The following is a 25,095-nucleotide window of genomic DNA, read 5'->3' on the forward strand; positions in this document are numbered from 1 at the left end:
GACCTTATGAATCTGCCGGCCGCCCGAGGCAAGCGACGATGCGGCGAACCGCCGCGCGCGTTTCTTCGAACGAGCCGCCGGTGGGGATCACGAAATCGGCGCGGGCGCGTTTTTCGGCATCCGGCATCTGGAGGGCGAGGATGCGGGCGAACTTCTCTCCGGTCATGCCCGGCCGCGCGAGGACGCGGGCGCGCTGGATATCTTCGGGCGCCGACACCACCGCGATCCTGTCGACCCGATCCGCCCCGCCCTTTTCGAACAGCAGCGGGATGTCGAGGAGGACGAGCGGCGCCCCTTCATGCGCTGCGATGAAATCCTCCCGCGCCCGCGCCACCGCCGGATGGATCAGCGCCTCGAGCCGGCGCAGCCGCTCCGGTTCGCCGAGCACCGCTTCGGCGAGGCTGGTGCGGTCGACGCCGTCCGCGCCGGTGGTACCCGGAAATTCGGCCTCGATCGCCGCGACCAGGGCGCCTTCGGGTCCCTGCAGCCGGTGGACCTCGGCATCGGCGTCGAACACCGGCACGCCTTCGTCGGCGAACATGCGCGACACCGTCGTCTTGCCCATGCCGATCGAGCCGGTGAGGCCGAGAATCACGGTCATGACGTCACAAGCTCGCGCAGCTCGGCATCATGCGCGCCCGGCGGTTCGGCCCCGTAGAAAAGGGCGAAGGAGAAACGGGCCTGCCCGATCAGCATGGCGAGGCCGTCGATCGCGTCGAGACCGGCGGCGCGCGCATTGCGGAGCAGCGCCGTATCCAGCGGGTGATAGACCATGTCGAGGACGGCGCCGCCGGGCCGCATCGCCGAAAGATCGATGTCCAGCGGCGGATGGCCCGCCATCCCCATCGCGCTGGCATTGATCAGAAGGTCCGCGGCCGGGGCCGGTCCGATCGGCCGCGCCTCGCCCGCGCATCCGAACTCGGCGAGCAGAGCCTCGGCTTTCTCGACCGTGCGGTTCATGACGACGAGGCGTCGCGGACGCGCCCGGCGCAGCTCTTCCATCGCCGCGCGGGCGGCCCCGCCGGCACCGACGAGCACCACATCGCCGTCGGCCGTCCGGTCGCCGAGCGCGAGGTTCAGCCCGGCGCGGTCCGTATTGAGTCCGAGCAGATGCTCCCCGCGGCGGTGCACCGCATTGACCGCGCCGATCCGGCGGGCGAGCGGATCGACATCGTCGAGTTCGCGCGCCACCAGCTCTTTGAGCGGCATGGTGACGTTGCAGCCGCGCCAGGCGGGATCGGCGCGGCGGCGGGCGAAATAGTCGGGGAGCTCGGCCGCCGTGACGCGCAACGCGCGATAGGCGCCGGCAAGGCCCAGCTTCTTCAGCCAGAATCCGTGGATCAGCGGGCTCTTCGAATGTTCGATCGGATCGCCGATCAGCTCAGCATAAGGGACGCTCATGCCGCGAGCACCCCGCGTTCCCGCAGGACGGCGAGCAGCGGCAGCAAAGGCAGGCCCAGGATGGCGAAGTGGCTGCCGTCGATCGCCTCGAACAGCTGGGCGCCGAGCCCCTCGATCCGGTAGCCGCCGACATTGTGGCGGATCGCCTCATATTCCCGGTCGAGATAGGTCTCGAGAAAGGCGTCGCTGAACGGCCGCATGGTGAGGGCCGCGGTCTCGCAGGCCCGCCACACGGTTTCTCCCTCCCGCACGAGCGCGGCGGCGGAATGGAGACGGTGGGTCGATCCAGACAGGCCGCGCAACTGGCGGAAGGCCTCGCCGCGCGATCCGGGCTTGCTCAGCATGTCGCCGTCCGCGGTCTCCAGTGTCTGGTCGCAGCCGAGCACCAGCGCACCCGCCGCCGCCTCGACGCTCTTCGCCTTCAGTTCGGCCAGCATCTCGGCCAGGCCGCGCGGGTCGAAACCGGCGCCGGCCAGCCCCGCCTTCGCCTCCTCTTCGTCCAGCGGCGCCGGGACCGCTTCGAACGGCACGCCGGCCGCGTCCAGCATCCTGCGGCGCGTGGCGCTCCGCGAGGCGAGCAGCAGCTTCACGCCGCCGCCCGTTCGTTCAGCAGCTTCACGATCGCGAAGGCGGTCTCCTCGATCGAGCGGCGGGTGACGTCGATCGTCGGCCAGCCATTGTCGGCGAACAGCCGGCGGGCGAAGGCGAGCTCGCGGTTGACCGCTTCCATGTCGACATAGTCGGTCTCCGGCGCCTGGTTCAGCGCCAGCAGCCGGTTGCGCCGGATCTGGATCAGCCGGTCCGGATTGGTGGTGAGGCCGACGACCAGCGGATGGCGCAGCGTGAACAAGGCCGCCGGCGGCGGCGATTCCGGCACCAGCGGGATATTGGCCACCTTGTAGCCGCGATTGGCGAGGTAGATGGCGGTCGGCGTCTTGGACGTGCGCGACACGCCGGCCAGCACGATGTCCGCTTCCTCCCAATTCTCCCATCCCATCCCGTCGTCATGGGCGATGGTGAACTGGATCGCGTCCACCCGCGCGAAATAAGCGGCGTCGAGCGCATGCTGCCGGCCCGGCCGCGCCTTGGCTTCCTGCCCCGTCACCGCCGACAGCGCGTCCACCACCGGATCGAGCGCGGAGACGGCATGGATGCCGCGGCGCCGGCATTTCTGTTCGAGCTCGCGCCGGATGTTGCTGTTCACCAGCGTGTAGAGGACGAGGCCCGGCCGCCGCTCGATCTGGTCCAACACCCGGTCGAGATGGCCTTCGGAGCGGACCATCGGCCAGAAATGGCGGATCGCCTCCACATCATCGAACTGGGCGAGGCAGGCCTTGGCCACCACTTCCAGCGTTTCGCCGGTGGAATCGGAGAGGAGGTGGAGGTGGAGCTGGTTCAAGCGCGGGCCCGCCTGTGGAAAAGGTTGGGGAAATCGCTAGCGGAAGCCTTGGGGCGCTTTCAAGGAAAGCTTCGATCCACGCTTCCCGGAATCGATCCACAGATTCGCAAAGACGGGAAAGTTCCCGGCGCGCGCCTGTGGATATCGGGGACAGTTCGCGCGAATCCGCGGGGCCGCGTGCGCCGTCCGGAGTCAAGCTGTTTGCGAAAAGCGGGGCGAGCCAATAAACCCCGGTCTGCCCCGCCCTACAATCTTCAACAGACTCTCTTTCAATAAGACTCTTTATAGGAAGAGAGGGAGCCCGAGTCCCTTGACCCAGCCGATCGAAAAACCGCTCCTGGCCGTCCTGAATGGCGGAAATCCGCGAAAAAAGCCGATCTGGCTGATGCGCCAGGCAGGGCGCTACCTGACCGAATATCGCGCGCTGCGGGCCGAGAAGGGCGGGTTCCTGGCGCTGGTCTACGATCCCGACGCCGCGGCCGAGATCACGCTGCAGCCGCTCCGCCGCTTCCGGTTCGACGGATCGATCCTTTTCTCGGATATCCTGATCGTCCCTTACGCGCTGGGCCAGGACCTGCGCTTCGAGGCGGGCGAAGGGCCGCGCCTGTCGCCGCCGCTTTTTGAGAATGACTATAAGGACCTGACGCCCGTGCCGGAGCGTCTGGAGCCGATCTATCGGACTGTGGAGAAAGTGAAGGCGGCGCTCGCGCCCGAAACGACGTTCCTGGGCTTTGCCGGCAGCCCCTGGACGGTCGCGACCTATATGATCGCGGGCCAGGGCAGCAAGGAACAGGCCGAGGCGCGGCGCTACGCCTATCGCGATCCGGAGGCGTTCCAGGCGATCATCGACGCGATCGCCGACATGACCGTCGACTATCTGTCCGGGCAGATCGAAGCGGGCGTCGATGCCGTGCAATTGTTCGACAGCTGGGCCGGCAGCCTCGCCCCCGCCCAGTTCGAACGCTGGGTGATCGCGCCGACCGTGCGGATCCTCGAGGGGCTGCGGGCGCGCCATCCGGACGTGCCGGTGATCGGATTCCCGAAGGGCGCGGGCGGGAAGCTTGCGGCCTACGCGCGGGAGACGGGGGTCAATGCGGTCGGGCTCGACGAGACGGTCGATCCGCACTGGGCGGCGCGCGAACTGCCCGAGGGCCTGCCGGTGCAGGGCAACCTCGACCCGCTCGCGCTGATCGCCGGCGGGAAAGCGCTTGAAGAGGCGGTCGCCCGCATCCTATCAGCGTTCGAGGGGCGGCCGCATATCTTCAATCTGGGCCACGGCATTCAGAAGGACACGCCGATCGCCCATGTGGAACGCCTGCTGGAGCTGGTGCGGGGAACCGGAGACTGAGCTTGGGCCATGATTTGGGGACGGCGCTTCAATTGACATATGCATGGATCAAGGCCGCGCATATCATCTTCGTGATCTTCTGGGTCGCGGGCCTGTTCATGCTGCCGCGCTATTACGTCTACCATCAGGAAAGCCCGGCCGGGTCCGCCGAGGAGAAGAAGTGGATCGACCGGGAGCGCAAGCTCCGGAACATCATCATCACGCCGGCGATGCTGCTGGTCTGGGCGCTGGGCCTCACCCTCGCCTGGATCGTCGGGGCGTGGAACGAAGGCTGGTTTCACGCCAAGTTCGCGCTCGTCCTGCTGCTGTCGGGCTATCACGGCTGGATGATCGGCTATGGCAAGAAGCTCGCGCGCGGCGAGCGGCCGGTCAGCGGACGGGCGCTGCGCATCATGAACGAGGTGCCTGGCATCGCCACCGCGATCATCGTCATCCTGGTGATCGTCCGCCCGTTCTGAGGTTGCGACGGCGCGTGCTCCGCACCGGCGCTTGACTTGAAAAATCGCGGAGCCTAACGCCCGTACAGTCGTTCACCTGCCGTCCGCGCGGGTATTCCACCGCCTCATCGTCCTGTTGAGCACCCGACGACACGAATCCCATTTTCCGAGTGTTTCCCCATGCATCTCAATGATCTGAAACAAAAAAGCCCCGCCGAACTGGTCGCGATGGCCGAGGATCTCGGCGTCGAGGGCGCCTCCACGCTCCGCAAGCAGGAGCTGATGTTCTCGATCCTGAAGGTGCGCGCCGAAAATGGCGACGAAATCATGGGGATGGGCACGATCGAGGTGCTGCCGGACGGCTTCGGCTTCCTGCGCTCCCCCGATTCCAACTATCTGGCGGGTCCGGACGACATCTATGTCGCGCCGAACCAGGTCCGCAAATTCGGCCTGCGCACCGGCGACACGGTGGAAGGCGAGATTCGCGGACCCAAGGACGGCGAGCGCTATTTCGCGCTGGTCCGCCTCACCCAGGTCAATTTCGACAGCCCGGAAGCGGTGCGCCACCGCGTCAATTTCGACAATCTGACGCCGCTCTATCCGGACGAGAAGCTGCGGCTCGACACGCTCGACCCGACCGTCAAGGACAAGTCCGCCCGCGTCATCGACATCGTCGCGCCGCAGGGCAAGGGCCAGCGCGCTCTGATTGTCGCCCCGCCGCGGGTCGGCAAGACCGTGCTGCTGCAGAACATCGCCAAGGCGATCACCGACAACCATCCGGAAGTCTTCCTGATCGTGCTGCTGATCGACGAGCGGCCGGAGGAAGTGACCGACATGCAGCGCTCGGTGAAGGGCGAGGTCATCTCCTCGACCTTCGACGAGCCGGCCAGCCGCCACGTCCAGGTCGCCGAGATGGTGATCGAGAAGGCCAAGCGCCTGGTCGAGCACAAGAAGGACGTCGTCATCCTGCTCGATTCGATCACGCGCTTGGGTCGCGCCTACAACACGGTGGTGCCGTCGTCGGGCAAGGTGCTGACCGGCGGCGTCGACGCCAACGCCCTCCAGCGGCCCAAGCGTTTCTTCGGCGCCGCCCGCAACATCGAGGAAGGCGGCTCGCTCTCGATCATCGCCACCGCGCTCATCGACACCGGCTCCAAGATGGACGAGGTGATCTTCGAGGAGTTCAAGGGCACCGGCAATTCCGAGATCGTGCTGGACCGCAAGGTCGCCGACAAGCGCATCTTCCCCTCGCTCGACGTCGGCAAGTCCGGCACCCGCAAGGAGGAGCTGCTGGTCGACCAGGCGACGCTCAGCAAGATGTGGGTGCTGCGCCGCATCCTGATGCAGATGGGCACGGTCGACGCCATGCAGTTCCTGCTCGACAAGATGAAGGATTCGAAGACCAACGAGGACTTCTTCGCCTCGATGAACCAGTAAGCCCGCGCGGCGTTGGCTTCTTCCATGCTGCTGCTCGACACGATCCTGACCCTGTCCGCGGGACTGGGGCCGGTTTCCGGCATCTGGGAGGCGATGCTCGAGGATTTCCGGCACATCCACGAGCCGGCCGCGCTCGCCGCCTTCGCGCAGGTGGTGATGATCGACCTGCTGCTGGCGGCCGACAATGCGATCGTGGTCGGCGCGCTCGCCGCCGGCCTGCCCGCCCATCAGCGGCGGATGGTGATCCTGATCGGGATCGTCGCCGCTCTGGTGCTGCGCATCTTCTTCGCATTGATCGTCACCCAGTTGATGCAGGTCGTGGGCCTGATTCTCGCCGGCGGCCTGCTGCTGCTCTGGGTCAGTTGGAAGATGTGGCGCGAGATCCGCCACGGCGCGCCGGACCAGTCGCCCGGATCGCCCGAGATCGAGGGCGACGACCGCAGCGGCCTTCCGCCCGCCAAGAGCTTCGCGGGCGCGGTCTGGGCGGTGGCGATCGCCGACGTGTCGATGAGCCTCGACAACGTCCTCGCCGTCGCCGGCGCGGCGCGCGACCATCCCGGCATCCTGGTGTTCGGTCTGATCCTCGCGGTCGCCCTGATGGGCCTCGCCGCCAACGTCATCGCCAAATATATCGAGCGCTACCGCTGGCTCGCCTATCTCGGCCTGCTTGTCATCCTCTTCGTCGCCGGCCGCATGATCTACGACGGGATCGTGGACGAGGACGTGGGCGTGCTGCAGTTCCTCTGGCCCACCCGGGCAGCGGCTTGACCCCAGGCGGTGGCGTGAACCCGGCGTCATCCTGACGAAAGTCAGGGTCCCCCTTATTCTTCCAGGCGAAGGAACAGAAGAAACGAGATTCCAGCTTTCGCTGGAATGACGGAGGGGCGGGCCCCAGCGGCCTAGCCCAGATGCTCCGCGAAGAACGCTTCCGTCCGCTCGTCCGCCAGCCGGGCCGCTTCCTCGCTCCTGCGCTTGCCCATTTCCGCGGCGAAGCCGTGATCCTCGCCGGGATAATCGTGGAGGGTGACGCGGGGATGGTCGTCCAGCCCCTCGTGCATCTTCGCCTGCACCTCGGGCGGCACGAAGCCGTCGTCGCCGGCGATGTGGAGCATCAGCGGGTGGGCGATGGCGTTCTTCTCATGGAGCAGGCCGTCGACGCCGACCGCATAATAGCCGACCGAGGCGTCCACGTCGGTGCGGGCGGCGGTCATGAAAGCGAGGCGGCCGCCCAGGCAATAGCCGACGCAGCCGACCTTTCCGCCTTGGGGGAGCCGGCGCCTGGCTTCGCGGATCGTGGCCTCGATGTCGCGGATGCCGCCGTCCTGGTCGAAGCGGCCCATCAGGTCGAGCGCGCGTTTGAACTCCGCCTCCACGTCGGGGTCGAGCTCGACGCGCGGTTCCAGCCGCCAGAACAGGTCCGGCGCCAGCGCGAGATAACCGAGCGCCGCCCAGCGGTCGCATTTGCGGCGGATGCCCTCGTTGACGCCGAATATCTCCTGGATGACGATGATCGCGCCCCGCGGCGTCCCTTCCGGCTCGGCCAGATAGGCGGTGAACCGCTCGTCGCCGGCCAGGGTCGAAATCTCGATCGTCGCCATGTTCCAGTCTCCTCGCTTGCCTCGGGGCGCCGACTATAGCCATAAGCCGGGACGCGGCCGCAACAGTCGGAAGGGTGAGGCGAGATGAAAATCACGGTGGATGTGGATTGCACGCCCGAGGAGGCGCGCCGCTTCCTGGGCCTTCCGGACCTGACGCCGGTTCATGACGCCTATGTCGAGAAGATGCGCGCCATGGTGTCCGACGGCGTGACGCCGGAGATGTTCGGCGACGTCATGAAGAGCTGGGGGCCGATGAGCGAGGCGGGCATGAATCTGTGGCGGCAGATGCTGGAGCAGATGTCGGGCAAGCGTTGAGCGACACCATCTACGCCCTGTCGTCGGGCGCGCCGCCGGCGGCGATCGCCGTGGTGCGGATCAGCGGCCCGGACGCCGATGCCGCGCTGGAGGCGCTGGCGGGTCGCCTCCCGGAGCCGCGCCGCGCGGCGTTGCGGCCGCTGAGGCGGGATGGGGAGCTGCTCGACCATGCGCTGGTGCTGCGCTTCCCCGGGCCGGCGAGCGCGACCGGTGAGGATCTGGCGGAGCTCCACCTCCATGGCGGCCGGGCGGTGGTCGCGGCGGTGCTGGCGGCGCTGGCGGCCGTGCCTGGCCTCAGGGCCGCGGAACCGGGGGAGTTCACGCGCCGCGCCTTCCGCAACGGACGGATCGACCTTGCCGAGGCGGAGGGGCTGGCGGACCTGCTGGGCGCGGAGACGGAGACGCAGCGGCGCGCGGCGCTGGCCCTTGCCGGCGGCGGTCTCAGCCGTCAGGTCGAGAGCTGGCAGGCGCGGCTGCTGGCGGCGGCGGCGGACGTGGAGGCGCGGCTCGACTTCGACGACGAAGCCGATGTCGCCGGGCAGGGCGCCGGCACCGCGGGCGCGCTCGCGGCGGACCTGGCCGATGAGATCGAAGCCTGGCTGGCGCGGCCGTCGGCGGAGCGGCTGCGGGACGGGGTTCGGGTGGCGATAGCGGGGCCGCCGAATGCTGGAAAGTCAAGCCTTCTCAATGCGTTAGTCGGAAGGGAAGTGGCGATCGTGACGAAGATCGCGGGCACGACCCGCGACCTGATCGAGGCGCCGGTTGCGATCGGGGGCATTCCCTTCCTGCTGATCGACACCGCCGGCCTGCGCGACAGCGAGGACCCGGTGGAGGCGATCGGCGTCGAGCGGGCGCGGCGGTCCGCCGCCGCGGCCGACATCCTGCTGTGGCTGGGCCCGCCGGACGAGGCGCCGCCGCACGCGGTCCGGGTCCATGCCAAGTCCGACCTCGGCCCGGGAGAGGGCGACGTCCAGCTGTCCGCGGTCACCGGCGCCGGGCTGGCGGCGCTCGCGGCCATGCTGGTGGACAAGGCGCGGAAACTGCTTCCCGCCGAGGGCGAGGTCGCCCTCAACGCCCGCCACCGCGCCGCTTTGTCGGAGGCGCTGAACCATCTGCGGGAGGCCGTCAGCGCGGACGATCTTCTGATCGCGGCCGAAGCGCTCCGGCTCGCACGCGCCGCGCTGGACCGGGTGACCGGACGCGCGGGCGTCGAGGACATGCTGGATGCACTGTTCGGACGCTTCTGTATCGGGAAGTAGGTTGTTCCACGTGGAACAAAGCCATACATGCGCGCCATGCTGAGCTTCGACATCATCGTGGTCGGCGGCGGCCACGCCGGGACCGAAGCCGCCGCAGCGGCCGCGCGAATGGGCGCCGCGGTGGCGCTGGTCTCGTTCAGCCGCGACCAGATCGGCGCGATGTCCTGCAACCCGGCGATGGGCGGGCTCGGCAAGGGCCACCTCATCCGCGAGGTCGACGCGTTCGACGGGCTGATCGCCCGTGCGTCCGACCATGCCGCGATCCATTATCGCATGCTCAACAGCAGCAAGGGCGCCGCCGTGCGAGGGCCGCGCATCCAGGCGGACCGGCGGCGATACAAGGCCGCGATCCACGCCATGATCGATGCGCAGCAGGGGCTGACCGTCGTCGAGGGCGAGGCGGCCGAGCTGCTGCTCGCACCCGGGCGGTTCGAGGGCCTCCTCCTCGCCGATGGTCGGGAGCTTCGCGCCAAGGCGGTGATCCTCGCCACCGGCACCTTCCTGGGCGGCAAGCTCCATTTCGGCCTGTCGAGCCGCGAAGGCGGGCGCGTGGGCGAGCGGGCGGCGACCAGGCTCGCGCAGCAGCTCCGCGCGCTCGGCCTGCCGCTCGCGCGACTGAAGACGGGGACGCCCCCGCGGCTCGACGGGCGCAGCATCGACTGGTCGGTTCTCGAGCGGCAGGAATCGGACGGCGAAGACTGGACCATGTCGCCGATGAGCGCCGGCCGCGTCGCGCCGCAGCTGTTCTGCGCCATCACCCGCACCAATGCGGAGACGCACCGGATCATCCGAGACAATCTCGACCGCTCGCCTCTGTTCGCCGGAGAGATCGAGGGCGTGGGGCCGCGCTACTGCCCGTCGATCGAGGACAAGGTCCACCGCTTCGGCGACCGCGACGGGCATCAGGTGTTTCTGGAGCCGGAGGGGCTGGACGACCCGGCCGTCTATCCGAACGGCATCTCCACCTCGCTGCCGGAGGATGTGCAGCTGGCGATGGTGCGGACGATGGCGGGGCTGGAGCGCGTCGAGATTCTGCAGCCGGGCTATGCGGTTGAATATGACCATGTCGATCCCCGCATCCTGGAGCCGACGCTGGCGGTCCGCGACCTCGAGGGTCTCTACCTCGCCGGCCAGGTCAACGGCACGACCGGCTATGAGGAAGCGGCGGCGCAGGGGCTGGTCGCCGGCGTAAACGCGGCCGCCTGGGCCGCCGGGCGGCCGCCGGTCGTCTTCGACCGCGCCGAATCGTACATCGGCGTCATGGTCGACGACCTCACCCTCCAAGGCGTGACGGAGCCCTACCGCATGCTGACCGCGCGCGCCGAATATCGGCTGCGGCTGCGGGCCGACAATGCCGAGGCGCGCCTCACGCCGCTGGCCATCGCCGCCGGGTGCGCGAGCCCGGAACGAATCGAACATTTCGAGGCGGCCAAAGCCGAGCGGGGGCGGATCGAAGCCTTGCTCTCGGCGCAGCTCGGAGCGCGCGCGCTCCAGGCGGCCGGCATCGGCGTTCGCGACGACGGCGTACGCCGCAGCCTCGCCGACTGGCTGCGTTTCCCCGAGCTCGACGCGGAGGGATTGAAGCGGCTTGTTCCGGAGCTTGCCGACTGCCGGCCGGCGAGGCTCGAGGTAGCCGTGCAGGACCATCGCTACGCACCCTATGTCGCGCGACAACAGAGCGAGATCGCGCGCCTGCGCAGTGACGAGGCGGTGCGGATCCCCGCCAGTCTCGACTACGCCTCTGTTCCCGGTCTCTCGAGCGAGATGGTGGAACGACTGTCGCTCGCCCGGCCCGCCACGCTCGGCGCGGCGGCGCGCGTGCGCGGGGTCACTCCGGCAGCCCTCGCGGCCATCCTCGTCCACGCGCGGAAGAAGGCGGCTTGATCCGTGACGGAGGAAGAAGCCCGCCACTGGATCCGCGAGACCTTCAATGTTTCACGTGAAACAGAGGCGCGCCTCAAGGCCTTCGCCGCCCTGCTCCGGGAGGAGAATGAGCGGCAGAATCTGGTGGCGCGGCCGACGCTGGATGCGCTGTGGAGCCGCCACTTCGCCGATTCGGGGCAGCTCCTCCGCTTCGCGCCGTCGCCGCGGGCGAGGTGGATCGATCTCGGCACGGGCGCCGGCTTTCCGGGGCTGATCGTGGCGGCGCTGCACGAGGGACCCGTCACCCTGGTCGAGGAGCGACGGCTGCGGGTGGATTTCCTCCACCGGGCGGCTGCGGCGATGGGACTCGTGGACAAGGTGGAGATACTGGGAACGAGGGTGGAGCGAGTCGCGCCGCGCGACTTCGACGTGATCAGCGCCCGCGCCTTCGCCCCTTTGCCGCGGCTGCTGGAACTGGGCACAGCTTTTTCCACAACAAATACGCGCTGGATTCTCCCGAAGGGACGGAACGCGCGTTCCGAACTGGAAGCGCTCGATCCTTCATGGCAGGGTGACTTTCGTCTCGAGCCGAGCCTCACCGATGCAGACGCCGCGATCATCGTCGCCGACGCAGTGAGCCGGAAGGGGAAGGGGAGAAAATGATCCGCATCGCCGTCGCGAATCAGAAAGGCGGGGTCGGCAAGACGACCACGGCGATCAATCTCGCCACCGCGCTGGCGGCCACCGGTTCGCGCACCCTGCTGATCGATCTCGATCCGCAGGGCAACGCCTCGACCGGGCTCGGCATCGGCCATGCGGAACGCGGCGTTTCTTCCTACGAGCTGCTGACCGGCCAATGCGCGCTGCAGGACGCGGTCATTCCCACCAAGGTGCCGCGGCTGGACCTCATTCCCGCCACCGTCGACCTGTCCGGCGCCGAGATCGAGCTGATCGAGCTTCAGGAGCGCACCCACCGCCTCGACAAGGCGCTGGAGGGCATGGCGGACGCCCGCTGGGACGTATGCCTGATCGATTGCCCGCCTTCGCTCGGCCTGCTGACGATGAACGCGCTGATCGCCGCCAATTCGATCCTGGTGCCGCTGCAGGCGGAATTCTTCGCGCTGGAAGGGCTCAGCCAGCTCCTCCAGACGATCGAGCGGGTGCGCGCGCGATTCAATCCCGAGCTGTCGATCCTGGGCGTCGCGCTCACCATGTACGACCGGCGCAACAATCTGTCGGCGCAGGTCGCCGAGGACGTGCGCGCCTGCCTCGGCAATGTCGTGTTCGACACGGTGATCCCGCGCAACGTGCGCCTGTCCGAAGCGCCCAGCCACGGCATACCGGCGCTGATCTACGACCATCGCTGCCCCGGCTCCGAGGCCTATATGGCGCTCGCCCGCGAGCTGATCCGGCGGCTTCCGCGAAAGAAGAAAGCCGCATGAGCCAGGAAAGCCCCGCCCGCAAGCGCCCCTCCGGTCTCGGCCGCGGCCTGTCCTCCCTGCTCGGCGAAGTGGCGCAGGAAGCGCCGGTGTCCGGCGGCGGCCGCAGCGGCGTGCAGCTGATGCCCGTCGCCAGCATCGAGCCGCATCCCGGCCAGCCCCGCCGCCATTTCGACGAGGCGGCGCTGGCGGAACTCGCCGTATCGATCCAGGCGCGCGGGCTGATCCAGCCGATCGTCGTGCGCCCGCACGGCCACCGCTTCCAGATCGTCGCCGGCGAGCGGCGCTGGCGCGCGGCCCAGCGGGCGCAGCTCCACGAAGTGCCGGTGCTGGTCCGGGATTTCGACGATGCCGAGACGCTCGAGATCGCGCTGCTGGAGAATATCCAGCGGCAGGACCTCAACGCCATCGAAGAGGCGGAGGCCTATCGAAAGCTGATGGCCGAATTCGGCCATACCCAGGAAGCGCTGGCGCAGCTCGTCTCCAAGTCGCGCAGCCATGTCGCTAACCTTTTGAGATTGCTCGAACTTCCGGAGAAGGTGCGGGCGCTGGTCGTGTCTGGCGCACTGTCGATGGGCCATGCCCGCGCGCTGGTCACTGCCGCCGACCCGGCCGCTCTGGCCGAAGAGGTGATCGCCCGCGGCCTTTCGGTGCGCGAGACCGAGAAGCTCGCGCAGAGCGGCAAGACGCGCCGCAAGAGCGCCCCGCCGGTCGAATATAAAGGCGCGCATGCCGACATCGCCGCCCTGGAGCGGCAACTCGGCGACCTGCTCGGCCTCAAGGTCGCGATCCGCCACAGCCCGAAGGGCGGCACGGTCGCGCTCGATTATGCAACGCTCGACCAGCTCGACATGATCTGCCAGCGCCTCAGCGGCGAGAAGATCTAGCGCCCTTCAATCCTGCCTGTGGAGCGCAGCTCCATGGGGAGGGGGACCGGGCGAAGCCCGGTGGAGGGGCGACGGGCGCTGTCGGCCCCTCCACCGCACTTCGTGCGGTCCCCCTCCCCATCGCCTGCGGCGACAGGGAGGATTGCGGGTTCACGGCGCGGAGCGGGGTGGTTCGGCGCGGGCGAGGAGCAGGGCGAAACGCTCCTCCGCATCGGTCCATTCCTTCGCCACGCCCCAGCCGGCCGCGGCGAGCAGCAGGCGGGCCTCGCGGACGCCGTATTTGTGGCTGTTCTCGGTGTGGATGGTCTCGCCGGCCTTCATCTCGAAGCGCCGGCCCGCGACGGTGAAGGCGACGTCGGCCATCGCCTCGAGATGCATTTCTATGCGTGCCAGTGCATCGTTCCACAATGCGCGGTGGCGGAAGCGGTCGACCGGCACGTTGCCCTCCAGCTCCCGGTTGATGCGGCGCAGCAGGTTGAGGTTGAATTCGGCCGTGACACCGGCCGCGTCGTCATAGGCGCGCAGCAGCACGTCGACCTGCTTGATCCGGTCCATCCCGATCAGAAGGAAGGCGCCGACCCCCAGCGTGTCCTTCATCGCCCGCAGCAGATCGACGGCGGTGCGGGCGACCATGTTGCCGATGGTGGAGCCGGGAAAGAAGCCGAGCCGCGTCGCGCCCTCGATCTCCCGGGGAAGCGCGATGGCGCGCATGAAATCGCCTTCCACCGGATGGATCGGAAGGTCCGGAAACCGGCCCCGCAGCGCGTCGGCCGCTTCGCGCAGGAAGGCGCCCGAAATGTCGATGGGGACATAGGCGGAAGGCGCGACGGCGCGGAGCAGGATCGGCGTCTTGGTGGAGGATCCGGAGCCGAATTCGACGACCGCGTCGCCCGTGCCGGCAATCTCCGCCACTTCGCCGCAATGCCGCTCCAGCAGGCCGGTCTCCACCCGGGTCGGATAATATTCGGGGAGGCGGGTGATCTCCTCGAACAGTTCCGAGCCGCGCAGATCATAGAGCCAGCGGGCGGGCACGGCCTTGATCGGCGCCGACAGGCCGGCCAGCACGTCGGCGCGGAAGGCCGGATCGGCGTCCGTGGCGCGTCCGTGCATCACAGGTCGCGGGCGAGCCGCAGGCCGGAGAACATCCAGCGCTGGTGCGGATAGAAGAAGTTGCGGTAGCTGGCGCGCAGGTGGCCGCGCGGCGTGGCGCAGCTGCCGCCGCGCAGCACCATCTGCCCGCACATGAACTTGCCGTTATATTCTCCCACCGTGCCGGCCGCCGGCCGGAAGCCGGGATAGGGTGAAAAGGCGCTTTGCGTCCAAACCCACAGATCGCCGAACAGAGCCGTTCCCCCGCGCGGACGGACAGGGCCGGCGCCGTCGAGCTGGTTTCCCCGATCCGGATCGCCCGACGCCGCCGCCGCTTCCCATTCGAACTCGGTCGGAAGCCGCGCCCCGGCCCAGCGGGCGAAGGCGTCGGCCTCGTAGCAGGAAATATGGGAGACGGGCTCGACCGGCGAAAGCGGCTTCATCCCGTCGAGCGCGAACCGCTCCCAGCCCTCCGCGCCGCGGCGCCAGTAGAGCGGCGCCTCCACCTCCTCGGCGCAGCGCCACGCCCAGCCGTCCGACAGCCACAGCAAGGGGTTCCGGTAGCCGCCATCCTCGATGAAGGCGATCCATTCGGCATTGGTGACCAGCCGGTCGGCCAGTTGATGCGGATGGAGGAGCACGTCGTGGCGCGGTCCTTCGCAGTCGAAGGCGAATCCGCCGCCGTTATGGCCGATGCCGACCGCTCCCTCGCGGCCCTTGATCCACCCGATGTCGCCGGGCAGCGCGGCGGCGGCGGGAGCGGACGGCGCCTCCGGCCAGAGGGCGGGCAGCAGCGGATTGGCGAAGAAGGTGGCGGTGAGATCCATCAGCATCAGCTCCTGATGCTGCTGTTCGTGCTGGATGCCGAGCTCGACCAGCGCCAGCGCCTCGTCGGGAAGGCGGGGCAAGGCGGCGGCGACCGCTTCGTCCACCGCCGCGCGATAGCCGATCAGCTCCGCGAGGGTGGGGCGGCTCAGCATGCCCCGGCGGTCGCGGGCATGGCGCGCGCCTTCGCCGTCATAATAGGAATTGAACAGATAGGCCCAGCGCGGATCATAGGGGCGGTGCCCCGGCACATGGTCGCGCAGCACGAAGGTCTCGAAGAACCATGTGGTGTGGGCGAGATGCCATTTGGCGGGCGAGGCGTCCGGCATCGGCTGGAGCGTCGCGTCGGCGTCGGACAAAGGCGCGGCGATGGCGCGGCTCAGCGCGCGGGTCTTGGCGAAGCGCGCCTCGAGGGTCGCCGCGGGTTCGATCCTGGTCCTGGTCGCCATGTCACCTCCGGCCGGCCGCGGGAGCGGACCTATCGCGTCGCGCCCGGTCTCCAGAGGAGATCGCCCTGACCGGCGCGCGCCACGAGCCGCGCGAGCACGAATAGATGATCGGACAAACGATTAACATAGATAAGCGGGTCCGCGCCGATGCCGCCCTCCGCGGCGGCCGCGACCAGCGACCGTTCGGCCCGGCGCACGATCGCGCGGGCGAGGTGGAGGTGCGCCGATCCTGCGCCGCCGCCGGGAAGGATGAAGCTGCGCAGCGGCTCCAGCTCCGCGTTCATCGCGTCGATCTCCCGCTCGAGCCGCTCGACCTGGCCCGGCTGGATGCGCAGCGCGCCCTCGATGCCGGCCGGCGTGGCGATGTCGGCGCCGAGATCGAACAGCTCGTTCTGGATGCGCAGCAGCGTCTGGCGGTGCGCCTCGTCGTCGATGTGGAGCAGGGCGACGCCGATCGCCGAATTGGCTTCGTCGACATCGCCGATCGCCGCCATCAGCGGCGCGGCCTTGGAGATGCGGGAGCCGTCGACCAGGCCGGTTTCGCCGCCGTCGCCGGTGCGGGTGTAGATCTTGGTGAGCCGGACCAACTCAGCCGCCGCTCGCGAGGAGAAGCAGCAGGACGACGAGGATGATCGCGACCGCCTGGAACATGACGCGCTTGCGCATCAGCTCCTGGCTGCGCACCCCGGTGATGTCCTTGCCCTGCGCCATGCCGATCACGCCCTTGACGAGCACGAACAGGGTCGCGCCGGCGGCCAGCGCGATGAGGATGATGAGGATGGTCTGCATGGCCTCTATCTAGGTGCTGGCGAGCGAATATCCACCCGGCATTTGGCCCATGCGCAGCGCCGCCGCCAGTGCCGCCGGATCGGCGCCGCCCGCGCGCAGATCGGCGATGGTGGGGGCGCCGTGCCGCTTGGCGAGGCGGCGGCCTTCGGCATCAATCAGCAAGCCGTGGTGGCGGTAGAGCGGGACCGGAAGTCCGAGCAGCGCCTGCAGCAGCCGGTGAACGTGGGTGGCGGCGAACAGGTCGCGGCCGCGGATCACATGGGTGACGCCCTGGTCCGCGTCGTCGACGGTGACGGCGAGATGATAGCTGACCGGCGCGTCCTTGCGGGCCAGCACGACGTCGCCGAAACAAGCCGGATCGGCCGCGACTTCGCCGGCATGTTCGTCATGCCAGGAGAACGGGCCGGCGCGGCTCGCGGCTTGCCCGACGTCGAGGCGCCAGCTGTGCGGCTCCACCGCCATGCGGGCGGCGCGCGCGTCGGGCGAGAGGCGGCGGCAGATGCCTGGATAATGGGGGCCGTCGGGGCCGTGCGGTGCCGAGGCGCTCGCCGCCACTTCCGCCGCGATCGCCGATCGGGTGCAGAAGCAGGGATAGACGAGGCCTTCCGCCTTCAGCCGGTCGAGGGCCGCGGCATAGAAAGGCAGCCGTTCGGACTGGTAGACGATCTCGCCGTCCGGCTGCAGGCCGAGCCAGAGCAGGTCCTCGATGATCCCGTCGACGAAGGCGGCGCGGCTGCGCCCGGGATCGATGTCCTCGATCCGGAGCAGGAACTGGCCGCCTGCGTCGCGGGCGGCGTCGTGGGCGAGGATCGCGGAATAAGCGTGGCCGAGGTGCAGGCGCCCGGTCGGGCTCGGCGCGAAGCGGGTGACGAGCGCGCGCATCAACTCCGCCCTTGACCGCGAGTCGCCACATATGGTGTCATGACCGCGTCACGCACGGCAGCCATAGCGTGACCGGGCAGGAGAAGCGGCCGAAGCGCCAATTTCTCCCGGCTTGAGTGCGACGGGTCCGGGGCGGCGTTTCGGGAGTTTCCTTCTCCACGAAACGGGAGGCCTTTGACTTGTATCATCCAGACCTCATCCGACATCCCGACAGCTGTCCGGCACTGGTGCTGAACGCGGATTACACCCCGCTCAGCTATTATCCGCTCAGCCTGTGGCCGTGGCAGACCGCGGTCAAGGCCGTCTTCCTGGAGCGGGTGGACATCGTCGCCAATTACGAGCGGGAGGTGCACAGCCCGACCCGCACCATGCAGATCCCCTCGGTGATCGCGCTGCGCCAATATGTGAAGCCGTCCGAATATCCGGCCTTCACCCGTTTCAACCTGTTCCTGCGCGACCGTTTCCGCTGCCAATATTGCGGCGACCCGCGCGAGCTCACCTTCGATCATGTCATCCCGCGCGCCCAGGGCGGGCGGACGACGTGGGAGAATGTCACCACCGCCTGCGCGCCGTGCAACCTGCGCAAGGGCGGCCGCACGCCGGCCGAGGCGCATATGGCGCTGCACCGTCGGCCGATCCGCCCGACCAGCTGGCAGCTCCAGGATAATGGCCGCAGCTTTCCGCCCAATTACCTTCACCAGAGCTGGCGCGATTATCTCTACTGGGACGTGGAACTGGAGGCCTGATCCCGGCCCTCAGCCGGGGACGTAGTAAGTCGGCGATCCCGGGCCCACCGGCAGGCCGAGGCCGAACACCCACAGGAAGAAGAGCGCGATCCAGCCGATCGTGAAGAAGATCGAATAAGGCAGCATCATCGCGATCATCGTGCCGATGCCCACTTCCCGGTCGTAGCGCGTCGCCCAGGCGAGGATCAGGCCGAAATAGCTCATCATAGGCGTGATGATGTTGGTGGTGGAATCGCCGATCCGGTAGGCGGTCTGGATCACTTCGGGCGAATAGCCGATCAGCATCAGCATCGGCACGAAGATCGGCGCCGTCATCGCCCATTGCGCCGACGCCGATCCCAGCATCAGGTTCACGAAGGCGCAGACGATGATGAAGCCCACGAACAAGGCGGGGCCTGTCAGCCCCATGTCGTCGAGGAAATTGGCGCCGCTCACCGCCGTGATCGCGCCGAGATTGGTCCAGCCGAAAAAGGCGACGAACTGCGCCGCGAAGAAGACGATGACGATGTAGAGGCCGAGCGTGGAGAGGCCGTGGGCCATGCCGTCGATGATGTCGCGGTCGTTGCGCACCGTTCCGACCACCCGGCCGTAGGCGAAGCCCAGGGCCAGGAAGAAGAACAGGATCCACACCACGAAGCCGGTGAAGAAAGGCGAGCGCAGCTGGTCCCCGGTCTCCGGATCGCGCAGCACGCCCCAGTCCGGCACCAGGGTCAGCGCCATCAGCGCCAGCACGCCCAGGAAGGCGAGGCCGGCGACCTTCAACCCCTTCTTCTCGCGCGCGTCGAGCGGCGCGACGCTCGCGCCGTCCAGAATCTCCGGGTCGGCGCGGCTGTTGTCATAGGCGCCGAGCTTGGGCTCGACGATGTAGATGCTGACCAGCGAGCCGACGACGGTGACCAGGAAGGTCGAGACGACCATGAAATAATAGCTGGCGGTGGCGTTGACCGCATAAGCGGGGTCGATGAGCTGCGCCGCTTCCTCGGTGATGCCGGCGAGCAGCGGATCGATCGTGCCGATCAGGAGGTTGGCCGAATATCCGCCCGACACGCCGGCGAAGGCAGCGGCCATGCCGGCGAGCGGATGGCGGCCGAGCGAATAGAAGACGGCGCCCGCCAGCGGGATCAGCACCACATAGCCGAGTTCGGAGGCGGTGTTGGAGATGACGCCGGCGAACACGATCGCCACCGTCACCATGTTGCGCGAGGCGCCGAGCACGATGCCGCGCACCAGCGCCGACAGGATGCCCGATTTCTCCGCGACGCCGATGCCCAGCATCGCCACCAGCACGACGCCGAGCGGCGCGAAGCCGGTGAAATTGCCGACCATGCCGGTGAAGATGCGCCGCAGCCCGTCGCCGTCCATCAGGCTGACCGCTCGGATCATCCCGTCCTCGGCCCGGCCGGCGGCGCCGACCGGCCGCGGATCCTCCACCGCCAGCCCCATCCAGCCGAACAGGCCGGAGAGCAGCACCATCCCCACCGCCAGCAGCGCGAACAGGGTAACGGGGTGCGGCAGCAGGTTGCCGAGCCATTCGACCGAGTCGAGGAAGCGGGTGAAGGCGTTGCGCCGCTCCGGCGGCGCGTCGGGCATGGCGGGCGCGCCCGCGGGTTTCGGCAGTTCGGTCATGACGGGCTCCACGGGTCGCGAGCGGCGCTCCGGGGGTCAATCCCCGGCTCGGCGGATCGTTGCGCCTGCGGGCCGACCAGCGCCAGCAAGACCACGCGGAGCATTGCTATTGCGAGTCGTTATCAATAAACATGCCTCCGAAAGGAGAGGCCATGCTGGAGACGTTGTTGGCGCGGGAGAAGGTGACCGCGCTCGCCCCGGAGGAGGCGCGGATCGCCCATGGGCTCAGGACCTGGGTGGCCCTGCGCCGGGCCGGCAAATGCCCGATGCAGGCGCTCGCCGGCCGGCTCGGCTCCCTCCGCGCCGCCGCCCATCTGCAGCTGCTGCTCGAGGAGATCGCCGCCTGCTGGCCCGATCAGTTCGCGGTCAGCCCGCCCTGCTGCGCCTGCCTCAGCCATGACGAGGCGACGCTCGTCGAAATGGCGCGCCTCGGCCGCGCCGGCGACCGGCCCGGCTTCGATCGGCTGCTCGGCGAGATGCTGCCGCAAGACGCGCGGGAGCGGCTGTTCCTGTCGGCCGTGTCGGTCGCGCGGGCGATCGGCGAGGCGCGCAGCGCCCGCGCCTGAGCCGCGTCATCGGCGGGCGCGGCGGGTGGGGGCGTGGAAATCGGGCTCCTTGTCGGCGATCCAGACGAGGAACCTCTGGATGTCCGGATGCTGGCGAAGCGCCGCCGCCGTCGAATGGCTGCGCTCGAGCTCGCGGTTGGAAAGAGTGCGGTGGATGATGCGGTGGCAGATCGGATGGACGGGCACCGTCTCGCGTCCGCCGCGGCTCTTGGGCACTGGGTGGTGCCATTCCACCCGCCGGCCGAGCGGCCGGCCGCACAGGAAGCAGGCCGCGCCCTCGCTCACCGCCGCAGCCAGTGGCGCCTGGCGAACCAGGCGAGCACCAGCGCGCCGACCGTGATGCAGAAGATCACCACGCCCCAGAAGGCCCAGGGCGCCTCGGCATAGGGTATCCCCTCGACGTTCATGCCGAGCAGGCCGGTGATGAAGGTCAGCGGCAGGAAGATGAAGGCGACGATCGAGATGAGCAGCGCCCGCTGGTCGAGCTGCTCGGCGCGCAGGTCGGTCAGCTGCTCGTGGAGCAGCGCCGCGCGCTCGCGCACCGCCTCCAGTTCCTCGGCCATGCGCGCGAAGCGGTCCGCCGCCTCGCGGATGTGGAGCCGGTCCTCCTCCGCCAGCCAGTCGATGCCTTGCGCCGCCAGGGCAAGGAGCGCGTCCCGGTTCGGCGCGACGAAGCGGCGCATCGCGATCGCCTCCGATCGGATGCGGGTGATCGAACGGCGCAGCGCGTAGATGGCGGCCGGCGAAAGGTCGCTCTCGCAATCGTCGAGGGTGTCGCCGAGCCGCGCCACTTCCGGATCGAGCTGCGTGCTGATCGCGCGCGCGAAGGCGGCGACGAGATCGCCCGGGTCGACGATCCGCCCCGCCGCCATCTCAGCCCGCACCGGCGCGGTCGCGGCGAGCGTGCGGCGACTGACCGACGTCACCCGGCCTTCGCGCACCCACATGCGGATCGACACCAGCCGGTCGGAATCGTCGGTGTCGTCGATGCCGAGGCCGCGCAGGTTGACGATCGCCCCGTCCTCGATCCGGTCGCAGCGCGGGCGCGTCTCCTGTGCGACCAAGGCGCTGGCGGCGATGTCGGGAATGTCTTGCTGCCGGGCGAGGAAGGAGAGGTCGGCGCTGTCCCGCCCCTCCAGATGCACCCACAGAAATCCGCCGCCGCGCCAGCATGCGGCCTCCTCCAGCTGAAGCGGGCGGACCGCGCCGCCCTCGGCGAGGAGGGCGCCTTCCATCCTACAGGTCGGCCAGATAGGCCCGCACCGCCGGGCCGACATCGTCGCGGGCGAGGCCGAGCGCCAGATTGGCGATGACGAAGCCGGTCCTGTCGCCGCAATCGTGGCGGTCGCCGTCGAAGGTGAGGCCGTGGAACGGCTGGGTGCCGATCAGCGCCGCCATGCCGTCGGTAAGCTGGATCTCGCCGCCCGCGCCTTTGCCGATATTGCCGAGGATCTCCATGATCTCGGGCTGCAGGATGTAGCGGCCGACCACGCCCAGCGTCGAGGGCGCCTCCTCGGGCTTCGGCTTTTCGACCAGGCCCTTCACTTCCGTGAGGCGGCCGTCGCGGGCGCCCGGCGTGATGATCCCGTAGCTCGCCGTCCGCTCCGGCGCGACGTCCTGCGCGCACACGATGTTGCCGCCGACCTTGTTATAGGCCTCGACCATCTGGGCGAGGCAGCCGGGGCGGCCGACCATCAGGTCGTCGGGCAGCAGGACGGCGAAGGGCTCGTCGCCGACCACGTCGCGCGCGCACCACACCGCATGGCCGAGGCCGAGCGGCTCCTGCTGGCGCACCGACACCACCGCGCCGGGCGGGAAGCGGGTCGCCTCCAGCGGCTCCAGCGACTTGCCCCGCGCCTTCATCGTCGCTTCCAGCTCGTAGGCGATGTCGAAATGATCCTCGAGCGCGCCCTTGCCGCGGCCGGTGACGAAGATCATCTGCTCGATCCCCGCCTCGCGCGCTTCCTCCACCGCATATTGGATCAGCGGGCGATCGACGATCGTCAGCATCTCCTTCGGCATCACCTTGGTGGCGGGCAGCGAGCGGGTGCCGAGCCCGGCGACGGGGAAGACGGCCTTGCGGACGGGTTTCATTCTGTCTCCTGTTGCGCTTCGGACAGCCAGGGCGGCATCCGGTCGGCGCGGATCAGCGCCTCGACGGTCTGCCTATCGCGCACCACCGCCCATCGGTTCCCCGACACCATCACCTCGGGAGTGAGCGGCCGCGAATTGTAGGTGCTGGCCATGGTGGCGGCATAAGCGCCCGCTGTCATGAAGGCGACGAGATCGCCGGGGAGGACGTCGTCCATCGACCGGCCGGTGGCGAAGGTGTCGCCGGTCTCGCAGACGGGGCCCACCACATTGGCGCTGACCTTGTTCCCGCGCGGCGCGACGGCGCGGATGTTGTGCCAGGCGTCGTAGAGGCTGGGGCGCATCAGGTCGTTCATGCCGGCGTCCACGATCACGAATGGATCGCCGGCGCCTTCCTTCACCCGCACCACCCGGGTGACGAGCGCGCCGGCATTGCCGACGATGACGCGGCCCGGCTCGAACACCAGCCGCACGTCCCAATCCCGGGCGACGCGCGCGACCATCGCGCCATATTCGGCGGGGCTCGGCGGCGGCTCCTGGGCGGGATCGTAGGGGACGCCGAGTCCGCCGCCCAGATCCGCGACCCTTATGTCGCAGCCGGCGGCGCGCAGCTCCCCGATCAGCGCACCGATCTTGGCGAAGGCGCGCTCCAGCGGTTCCAGCCGCATTAGCTGGCTGCCGATATGGACGGCGATGCCCTGGACCTCGAGGCCGGGCAAGGCCGAGGCGCGGCGATAGGCGGCGAGCGCGCGGGCTTCGGGAATGCCGAACTTGTTCTCTGACTTGCCGGTCGAAATCTTGGCATGGGTGCCGGCGTCGACGTCGGGATTGATCCGGAAGGCGACCGGCGCGCGGCGGCCGAGCCGCACGGCGACCTCCGACAGCGCCTCCGCCTCCGGCTCCGATTCCAGGTTGAACTGGTAGATGCCCGCCATGCAGGCGAGCGCCATTTCCTCCTCGGTCTTGCCGACGCCGGAAAAGACGATCTTGTCGGCCGCGACGCCGGCGGCGCGCGCGCGCTGCAGCTCGCCTCCCGACACCACGTCGGCGCCGAAGCCGGCGCGGGCCAGCGTCGCCAGCACCGCCGCGTTGGGATTGGCCTTCACCGCATAAGCGATCAGCGGGTCGCCGGTCGCCGCCACCGCCTCGCGGAACACGCGGGCATGGCGTTCGATGGTGCCGGTTGAATAGACGTAGACCGGCGTCCCGACCGCCGCCGCGATGTCCGCCAGCGGCACCTCCTCGCAATGGAGGACGCCGTCCCTGAGTTCGAAATGGTCCATTATTGCGGCGGCAGCTCGAAGCGGTCGTCCTCGCGCTCCTCGGAGCGGGTGAGGAGCTCGTCCACCCGCTCGGGGCGGGCGACCGGCGGCGGCGTCAGCAATTCCTCCGAGGTGAGCGGCCGGCCGGCCAAAGCGGGCGCGACCGGCAGCGGCTCGCCCGGCGGCGGCTCGAGCGGCCCGCGCGCGCCGCAGGCGGAGATCAGCAGGGCGGCGGGCAACAGGGCGGCGGGCAGGATCGCGGCGATCTTCATGACGTCATCCCCAAATGCCGGCGGGCGGCCTCGATCCGCTTGCACACCTGCGCGGGCGCGGTTCCGCCGAAGCTGGTCCGGCTCCTTACCGACGCGTCGACCGACAGGACATCGAAAACCGAACGGTCGATGCGCCCGTCCACCTCGCGCAACCGGTCCAGCGGCAGCTCCCACAGCGGCAGGCCGAGCTCGTCGGCCAGCTTCACCGCGCGGCCGGTGATGTGGTGCGCCTCGCGGAACGGGACGCCCGCCTCGCGCACCAGCCAGTCGGCAAGGTCGGTCGCGGTCGCGTGTCCGGCTTCGGCCGCCGCGCGCATCCTGTCCGGATTGAAGCGGGAAGTCTCGACCATCCCCGTCATCGCCGCGATCGACAGCATCAGCAGGTCGTGCGCCTCGAACACCGGCTGCTTGTCGTCCTGCATGTCCTTCGAATAAGCGAGCGGCAGGCCCTTCATCGTCACCGTCAGCGAGACGAGCGCGCCGAGGATGCGGCCGGAATGGCCGCGCACCAGCTCCGCCGCGTCCGGGTTGCGCTTTTGCGGCATGATCGACGATCCGGTCGAGAAGCTGTCCGACAGCGTCACGAAGGAGAAGGGCTGGCTCGCCCAGAGAATGAACTCCTCGGCGAGACGCGAGAGATGGAGCGAGGCGAGCGCCGCCGCCGTCAGATAATCGAGCGCGAAGTCGCGGTCCGACACCGAATCCAGCGAATTGCAGGTCGGCCGGTCGAAGCCCAGAGCGAGCGCGCTCGCCTCGCGGTCGATCGGAAAGCCGGTGCCGGCCAGGGCGGCGGCGCCGAGCGGGCTCTCGTTCATCCGCGCCCGCGCGTCGGCGAAGCGGGAGCGGTCGCGCTTCGCCATCTCGTAATAGGCCATCAGATGATGGCCGAGCGTCACCGGCTGGGCGACCTGGAGATGGGTGAAGCCCGGCATCACGGTTTCGGCATGCTCGGCCGCCCGCGTCACCAGGGCGCGCTGGAAGGCGGTCAGCGCCGCGGTCGCCTCGTCGTTCGCGTCCCGCACCCACAGGCGGAAGTCGGTCGCGACCTGGTCGTTGCGCGAGCGGGCGGTGTGGAGGCGGCCGGCCACCCGCCCCATCCAACCCCCCCAGCAACG

Annotated in this window: 29 protein-coding genes; 12 read left to right on the forward strand and 17 right to left on the reverse strand. The window is 69.1% G+C overall.

The features are described 5' to 3' along the window. Nucleotides 1–4: 4 nt before the first annotated feature. From coaE to ACK4K7_RS01530, 4 genes are read right to left on the reverse strand one after another with little or no spacing between them, the layout of a single operon-like run. Nucleotides 5–601 (reverse strand): dephospho-CoA kinase, encoded by a 597-nt coding sequence (gene coaE, locus ACK4K7_RS01515; RefSeq protein WP_431863373.1) that lies wholly within the window; start codon nt 599–601, stop codon nt 5–7. Then, nucleotides 598–1,401 (reverse strand): shikimate dehydrogenase family protein, encoded by an 804-nt coding sequence (locus ACK4K7_RS01520; protein WP_431863374.1) that lies wholly within the window; start codon nt 1,399–1,401, stop codon nt 598–600. The genes coaE and ACK4K7_RS01520 overlap by 4 nt, the downstream gene beginning before the upstream one ends. Next, nucleotides 1,398–1,949 (reverse strand): Maf family protein, encoded by a 552-nt coding sequence (locus tag ACK4K7_RS01525; protein ID WP_431863620.1) that lies wholly within the window; start codon nt 1,947–1,949, stop codon nt 1,398–1,400. The genes ACK4K7_RS01520 and ACK4K7_RS01525 overlap by 4 nt, the downstream gene beginning before the upstream one ends. Nucleotides 1,950–1,987: 38 nt before the next feature. After that, a complete protein-coding gene (locus ACK4K7_RS01530) occupies nt 1,988–2,800 on the reverse strand; it encodes a pyruvate, water dikinase regulatory protein (RefSeq protein WP_431863375.1) in 813 nt (270 codons plus the stop codon). Nucleotides 2,801–3,110: 310 nt separating this feature from the next. Here ACK4K7_RS01530 and hemE point away from each other — a divergent pair, with 310 nt between their 5' ends. The 4 genes from hemE to ACK4K7_RS01550 all read left to right on the forward strand — a co-directional run bounded on the left by hemE (nt 3,111) and on the right by ACK4K7_RS01550 (nt 6,790). Continuing rightward, nucleotides 3,111–4,148 (forward strand): uroporphyrinogen decarboxylase, encoded by a 1,038-nt coding sequence (gene hemE, locus ACK4K7_RS01535; RefSeq protein ID WP_431863376.1) that lies wholly within the window; start codon nt 3,111–3,113, stop codon nt 4,146–4,148. A 32-nt stretch (nt 4,149–4,180) separates the two neighbouring features. Then, a complete protein-coding gene (locus tag ACK4K7_RS01540) occupies nt 4,181–4,606 on the forward strand; it encodes a CopD family protein (protein WP_431863377.1) in 426 nt (141 codons plus the stop codon). A gap of 159 nt (nt 4,607–4,765) precedes the next feature. Further along, a complete protein-coding gene (gene rho, locus ACK4K7_RS01545) occupies nt 4,766–6,022 on the forward strand; it encodes a transcription termination factor Rho (RefSeq protein ID WP_431863378.1) in 1,257 nt (418 codons plus the stop codon). A gap of 30 nt (nt 6,023–6,052) precedes the next feature. After that, nucleotides 6,053–6,790 carry a YjbE family putative metal transport protein gene (locus ACK4K7_RS01550; protein WP_431863622.1) on the forward strand — a complete coding sequence of 246 codons (738 nt, stop codon included), beginning with the start codon at nt 6,053–6,055 and terminating at the stop codon, nt 6,788–6,790. Nucleotides 6,791–6,921: 131 nt separating this feature from the next. Here ACK4K7_RS01550 and ACK4K7_RS01555 read toward each other — a convergent pair whose 3' ends face one another. Then, on the reverse strand, nt 6,922–7,620 hold the full coding sequence (locus ACK4K7_RS01555; protein ID WP_431863379.1) for a dienelactone hydrolase family protein: 699 nt from the start codon (nt 7,618–7,620) through the stop codon (nt 6,922–6,924). An 84-nt stretch (nt 7,621–7,704) separates the two neighbouring features. On the opposite strand from ACK4K7_RS01555, the gene ACK4K7_RS01560 reads away from it, so the two are divergent. From ACK4K7_RS01560 to ACK4K7_RS01585, 6 genes are read left to right on the forward strand one after another with little or no spacing between them, the layout of a single operon-like run. Further along, entirely contained in the window at nt 7,705–7,935 is a 231-nt protein-coding gene (locus ACK4K7_RS01560) for a DUF6489 family protein (protein ID WP_431863381.1), read from the forward strand. Next, the gene (mnmE, locus tag ACK4K7_RS01565) at nt 7,932–9,194 is read left to right on the forward strand and encodes a tRNA uridine-5-carboxymethylaminomethyl(34) synthesis GTPase MnmE (protein ID WP_431863383.1); all 1,263 of its coding nucleotides are present in this window, start codon (nt 7,932–7,934) and stop codon (nt 9,192–9,194) included. Before ACK4K7_RS01560 ends, mnmE begins: the two co-directional genes overlap by 4 nt. A gap of 36 nt (nt 9,195–9,230) precedes the next feature. Then, complete coding sequence (mnmG, locus tag ACK4K7_RS01570; RefSeq protein ID WP_431863384.1) at nt 9,231–11,078, forward strand: tRNA uridine-5-carboxymethylaminomethyl(34) synthesis enzyme MnmG; 1,848 nt, start codon at nt 9,231–9,233, stop codon at nt 11,076–11,078. A 3-nt stretch (nt 11,079–11,081) separates the two neighbouring features. Beyond that, complete coding sequence (gene rsmG, locus ACK4K7_RS01575) at nt 11,082–11,720, forward strand: 16S rRNA (guanine(527)-N(7))-methyltransferase RsmG (RefSeq protein WP_431863385.1); 639 nt, start codon at nt 11,082–11,084, stop codon at nt 11,718–11,720. Further along, nucleotides 11,717–12,499, forward strand: a complete 783-nt coding sequence (locus ACK4K7_RS01580) for a ParA family protein (RefSeq protein ID WP_431863386.1) — start codon at nt 11,717–11,719, stop codon at nt 12,497–12,499. The genes rsmG and ACK4K7_RS01580 overlap by 4 nt, the downstream gene beginning before the upstream one ends. Next, nucleotides 12,496–13,383: a ParB/RepB/Spo0J family partition protein gene (locus ACK4K7_RS01585; protein WP_431863387.1), complete on the forward strand. Its 888-nt coding sequence runs from the start codon at nt 12,496–12,498 to the stop codon at nt 13,381–13,383. The genes ACK4K7_RS01580 and ACK4K7_RS01585 overlap by 4 nt, the downstream gene beginning before the upstream one ends. A 150-nt stretch (nt 13,384–13,533) precedes the next feature. Here the strand turns inward: ACK4K7_RS01585 and egtD are convergent, their stop codons facing one another. From egtD to gluQRS, 5 genes are read right to left on the reverse strand one after another with little or no spacing between them, the layout of a single operon-like run. Further along, complete coding sequence (gene egtD / locus ACK4K7_RS01590) at nt 13,534–14,493, reverse strand: L-histidine N(alpha)-methyltransferase (protein WP_431863623.1); 960 nt, start codon at nt 14,491–14,493, stop codon at nt 13,534–13,536. Continuing rightward, nucleotides 14,493–15,746, reverse strand: a complete 1,254-nt coding sequence (egtB, locus tag ACK4K7_RS01595) for an ergothioneine biosynthesis protein EgtB (protein ID WP_431863389.1) — start codon at nt 15,744–15,746, stop codon at nt 14,493–14,495. Before egtB ends, egtD begins: the two co-directional genes overlap by 1 nt. 29 nt (nt 15,747–15,775) lie before the next feature. Next, on the reverse strand, nt 15,776–16,333 hold the full coding sequence (locus tag ACK4K7_RS01600) for a cob(I)yrinic acid a,c-diamide adenosyltransferase (RefSeq protein WP_431863390.1): 558 nt from the start codon (nt 16,331–16,333) through the stop codon (nt 15,776–15,778). A 1-nt stretch (nt 16,334) separates the two neighbouring features. Then, on the reverse strand, nt 16,335–16,535 hold the full coding sequence (locus ACK4K7_RS01605) for a twin transmembrane helix small protein (RefSeq protein ID WP_431863392.1): 201 nt from the start codon (nt 16,533–16,535) through the stop codon (nt 16,335–16,337). A gap of 9 nt (nt 16,536–16,544) precedes the next feature. Beyond that, nucleotides 16,545–17,417, reverse strand: coding sequence for a tRNA glutamyl-Q(34) synthetase GluQRS (gene gluQRS, locus ACK4K7_RS01610; protein ID WP_431863393.1), 873 nt, complete (start codon nt 17,415–17,417; stop codon nt 16,545–16,547). Between the two features lie 179 nt (nt 17,418–17,596). Here gluQRS and ACK4K7_RS01615 point away from each other — a divergent pair, with 179 nt between their 5' ends. Then, on the forward strand, nt 17,597–18,163 hold the full coding sequence (locus tag ACK4K7_RS01615) for an HNH endonuclease (protein WP_431863394.1): 567 nt from the start codon (nt 17,597–17,599) through the stop codon (nt 18,161–18,163). A 9-nt stretch (nt 18,164–18,172) separates the two neighbouring features. Here the strand turns inward: ACK4K7_RS01615 and ACK4K7_RS01620 are convergent, their stop codons facing one another. After that, complete coding sequence (locus tag ACK4K7_RS01620; RefSeq protein WP_431863395.1) at nt 18,173–19,789, reverse strand: AbgT family transporter; 1,617 nt, start codon at nt 19,787–19,789, stop codon at nt 18,173–18,175. Between the two features lie 152 nt (nt 19,790–19,941). Between ACK4K7_RS01620 and ACK4K7_RS01625 the strand changes: the two genes are divergently transcribed. Then, nucleotides 19,942–20,355: a hypothetical protein gene (locus tag ACK4K7_RS01625; protein ID WP_431863396.1), complete on the forward strand. Its 414-nt coding sequence runs from the start codon at nt 19,942–19,944 to the stop codon at nt 20,353–20,355. Between the two features lie 6 nt (nt 20,356–20,361). Here the strand turns inward: ACK4K7_RS01625 and ACK4K7_RS01630 are convergent, their stop codons facing one another. From ACK4K7_RS01630 to argH, 6 genes are all read right to left on the reverse strand, one after another. Continuing rightward, nucleotides 20,362–20,640, reverse strand: coding sequence for an HNH endonuclease (locus tag ACK4K7_RS01630; protein WP_431863397.1), 279 nt, complete (start codon nt 20,638–20,640; stop codon nt 20,362–20,364). Further along, entirely contained in the window at nt 20,637–21,590 is a 954-nt protein-coding gene (locus ACK4K7_RS01635; protein ID WP_431863398.1) for a zinc transporter ZntB, read from the reverse strand. Before ACK4K7_RS01635 ends, ACK4K7_RS01630 begins: the two co-directional genes overlap by 4 nt. A 1-nt stretch (nt 21,591) precedes the next feature. Further along, nucleotides 21,592–22,449, reverse strand: coding sequence for a UTP--glucose-1-phosphate uridylyltransferase (locus ACK4K7_RS01640; protein WP_431863399.1), 858 nt, complete (start codon nt 22,447–22,449; stop codon nt 21,592–21,594). Next, on the reverse strand, nt 22,446–23,729 hold the full coding sequence (gene lysA / locus ACK4K7_RS01645) for a diaminopimelate decarboxylase (RefSeq protein ID WP_431863400.1): 1,284 nt from the start codon (nt 23,727–23,729) through the stop codon (nt 22,446–22,448). Before lysA ends, ACK4K7_RS01640 begins: the two co-directional genes overlap by 4 nt. After that, nucleotides 23,729–23,980, reverse strand: coding sequence for a hypothetical protein (locus ACK4K7_RS01650; protein WP_431863401.1), 252 nt, complete (start codon nt 23,978–23,980; stop codon nt 23,729–23,731). The genes lysA and ACK4K7_RS01650 overlap by 1 nt, the downstream gene beginning before the upstream one ends. After that, a partial coding sequence (gene argH / locus ACK4K7_RS01655; protein ID WP_431863402.1) for an argininosuccinate lyase occupies nt 23,977–25,095 on the reverse strand: 1,119 nt, incomplete at its 5' end. The genes argH and ACK4K7_RS01650, both read right to left, overlap by 4 nt.

It is taken from the genome of Allosphingosinicella sp. (genome assembly GCF_046295735.1).
Lineage (GTDB): Bacteria > Pseudomonadota > Alphaproteobacteria > Sphingomonadales > Sphingomonadaceae > Allosphingosinicella.

Excerpts from the sequence above, each read along its gene's own strand:
- gluQRS (WP_431863393.1), bottom strand. The coding sequence starts at position 17,417 with ATGCGCGCGCTCGTCACCCGCTTCGCGCCGAGCCCGACCGGGCGCCTG.
- lysA (WP_431863400.1), bottom strand. The coding sequence starts at position 23,729 with ATGGACCATTTCGAACTCAGGGACGGCGTCCTCCATTGCGAGGAGGTG.
- ACK4K7_RS01585 (WP_431863387.1), top strand. The coding sequence starts at position 12,496 with ATGAGCCAGGAAAGCCCCGCCCGCAAGCGCCCCTCCGGTCTCGGCCGC.
- egtB (WP_431863389.1), bottom strand. The coding sequence starts at position 15,746 with ATGGCGACCAGGACCAGGATCGAACCCGCGGCGACCCTCGAGGCGCGC.
- ACK4K7_RS01635 (WP_431863398.1), bottom strand. The coding sequence starts at position 21,590 with ATGGAAGGCGCCCTCCTCGCCGAGGGCGGCGCGGTCCGCCCGCTTCAG.
- ACK4K7_RS01520 (WP_431863374.1), bottom strand. The coding sequence starts at position 1,401 with ATGAGCGTCCCTTATGCTGAGCTGATCGGCGATCCGATCGAACATTCG.
- ACK4K7_RS01605 (WP_431863392.1), bottom strand. The coding sequence starts at position 16,535 with ATGCAGACCATCCTCATCATCCTCATCGCGCTGGCCGCCGGCGCGACC.
- coaE (WP_431863373.1), bottom strand. The coding sequence starts at position 601 with ATGACCGTGATTCTCGGCCTCACCGGCTCGATCGGCATGGGCAAGACG.
- egtD (WP_431863623.1), bottom strand. The coding sequence starts at position 14,493 with ATGCACGGACGCGCCACGGACGCCGATCCGGCCTTCCGCGCCGACGTG.
- ACK4K7_RS01580 (WP_431863386.1), top strand. The coding sequence starts at position 11,717 with ATGATCCGCATCGCCGTCGCGAATCAGAAAGGCGGGGTCGGCAAGACG.
- ACK4K7_RS01650 (WP_431863401.1), bottom strand. The coding sequence starts at position 23,980 with ATGAAGATCGCCGCGATCCTGCCCGCCGCCCTGTTGCCCGCCGCCCTG.
- ACK4K7_RS01525 (WP_431863620.1), bottom strand. The coding sequence starts at position 1,949 with ATGCTGGACGCGGCCGGCGTGCCGTTCGAAGCGGTCCCGGCGCCGCTG.
- mnmG (WP_431863384.1), top strand. The coding sequence starts at position 9,231 with ATGCTGAGCTTCGACATCATCGTGGTCGGCGGCGGCCACGCCGGGACC.
- ACK4K7_RS01625 (WP_431863396.1), top strand. The coding sequence starts at position 19,942 with ATGCTGGAGACGTTGTTGGCGCGGGAGAAGGTGACCGCGCTCGCCCCG.
- ACK4K7_RS01555 (WP_431863379.1), bottom strand. The coding sequence starts at position 7,620 with ATGGCGACGATCGAGATTTCGACCCTGGCCGGCGACGAGCGGTTCACC.
- rho (WP_431863378.1), top strand. The coding sequence starts at position 4,766 with ATGCATCTCAATGATCTGAAACAAAAAAGCCCCGCCGAACTGGTCGCG.
- ACK4K7_RS01560 (WP_431863381.1), top strand. The coding sequence starts at position 7,705 with ATGAAAATCACGGTGGATGTGGATTGCACGCCCGAGGAGGCGCGCCGC.
- ACK4K7_RS01640 (WP_431863399.1), bottom strand. The coding sequence starts at position 22,449 with ATGAAACCCGTCCGCAAGGCCGTCTTCCCCGTCGCCGGGCTCGGCACC.
- ACK4K7_RS01620 (WP_431863395.1), bottom strand. The coding sequence starts at position 19,789 with ATGACCGAACTGCCGAAACCCGCGGGCGCGCCCGCCATGCCCGACGCG.